At 53.0% G+C, this 1,870-nt stretch carries 1 protein-coding gene and 2 pseudogenes; all 3 read right to left on the minus strand.

Going from position 1 to position 1,870, the window contains the following annotated elements:
- Window positions 1-183 (minus strand): annotated as a pseudogene (locus tag BBW68_RS13385) (ISL3 family transposase); the annotation flags it as partial.
- Between the two features lie 4 nt (window positions 184-187).
- Window positions 188-1,462: pseudogene (locus tag BBW68_RS13390) on the minus strand (type I restriction enzyme subunit R domain-containing protein); the annotation flags it as partial.
- A gap of 54 nt (window positions 1,463-1,516) precedes the next feature.
- Window positions 1,517-1,870, minus strand: a 354-nt coding sequence (locus tag BBW68_RS13395; RefSeq protein WP_070135736.1) for an ATP-binding protein, incomplete at its 5' end; no start/stop codon positions are given.

Here is a 1,870-nt window from a genome sequence, read left to right on the forward strand (position 1 = left end):
CTCCATGTACAACGGCGTGTCCATGAACTTGTTTTTACGCGTGCCGTGTTTGTGCATAGGGGTGTTGCAGTTTCCACATAACGGCACCTCGACTGTTACCGGCTCAGCAACTATCACAAGGCACTTGCTTTCGTGGCGCATATCGACCGGCTTGATGCCTGGCAGATTCAGCAGGTCAAGCATCGGCTTAATCCATATCCAGGTCGATGTCTTTGCCTTCGCGCAGCAGGTCATACACCATATCAACCAATGCGGTCATGCCCTGACGGTCTGACTTAAGCACTTGGGTTGCCAGCTTCTGATGACTGGACAAAGCACGAACAACCGCTTGCTGAACAGCGCCGGGGAGGTTGCTTTTCATAGCCTGCTCACGGGTGTTGCTTTCCACCTGAGCCATAACGACATTGCTTTCACCAGTAATCGCTGAAATCTGATTAACGAAAGCCACCTGATCCTGGATCGGCGTCGCCTCACCAAACAGGTTGTTGAGCCTCTTGATAATCTCTTTAACGAATTTCGGCTTGTCGCCTGCCGCGCCACCACCGCCTGCACCTGCTGGTTGCAATACCGGGGTTTTGCCTTCGTCTTCTACTTCATCGGGTCGAGCATTGATGTCAAAGCCAGTAAGCACCAGGCCTGTCAAGTCCACGGTTTCCGGTGTTTCGTGCTGAAGGCGCTTTTGCAGCAGCTTGGCAAAAGCGGCAAAGTTCTCCAACTCCGGGTCGCCAAAATCAATCAGTTGGGCGATATAGGAATAGGTACGGCAGAAGCGCCCCAGGTCCGACTTGAAGCCCATCAACGCCTTGATTTGCTCGGCATACTCATCCTGGTGGTGATCGGCAGACTTCATACTTGCCTCATCTCCCTTGGCACGGGCCTTCTCAAACGCTGATTCCCAGGTTGCCATGTCATCGCGCAGCATTTTCATTTTGTCGTTATACAAGGCCGTCGCTCCAGCCGTAGCGGCATACAGCGCCTTGTGTTGTGGCGATTTAGTATGGGTGATGTCGCGTATGGTCTTGAAGCGAGCTTCTTTGAACGCGGTCAAGTCCTTCTCGTCGTACAGGCCGTGCTCGTCCAGTCGCTCCTTGATCTCGTAGACCACATTGAGGTCTTGCACTTCGCCGATGTGAGCGCCCTTGTCATAAGTGGCAAAGGCCTTGCGCACGTTCTCTGGATCGTTCACGAAGTCGATGATAAAGACCTCATCTTTCCCAGGTGCCGTACGGTTCAGGCGGGCGAAGGTCTGCACAATCTCCACATGGTTGGCGATTTTTTTATCCACATACATAGCGACCAGTTTGGGCTGGTCAAAACCGGTCTGGAACTTGTCGGTCACCAACATCACCCGGTATTCATGGCGGTCAAAGGCAAAGCGCAAATCCTGTCCGTGGACATCCGGGTTCATGCTCTGCTCGGTGAACTCTTCGTTCTCATCGACGATAAACACATCATCCTTGAATGTCAACGCCACGATCTTTGACCGTTTTTCACCATTTTTAATGTCCGCTATTCATCAACCAGGTTGACCGCTTTTTTCCAGCGATGCCTCGTTGCTTTCTGGCGCCAGATTCTTGCTCAGTACACCTGCCTTCCGTTTCTCTCTTAGCCGGTAGCTCTCCCCCTTGATATTCAGCGTCGTTGAGTGATGCAGCAACCTGTCCAGGATCGCCGTTGCCAGCACGTTGTCGCCGAACATCTCTCCCCAGTCCGCGAACCCCTTGTTCGACGTCAGGATGATGCTGGCCTTCTCGTAACGACGATTCAGCAGCCTGAAGAACAGGCTTGCCTCCTCACGGTTCATCGGCAGGTAGCCAATTTCATTGAGGATTAGCACGCGCGCATAACTTAGCTGCTGCAGCTGGCGCTC

It is taken from the genome of Candidatus Erwinia dacicola (genome assembly GCF_001756855.1).
Lineage (GTDB): Bacteria > Pseudomonadota > Gammaproteobacteria > Enterobacterales > Enterobacteriaceae > Erwinia > Erwinia dacicola.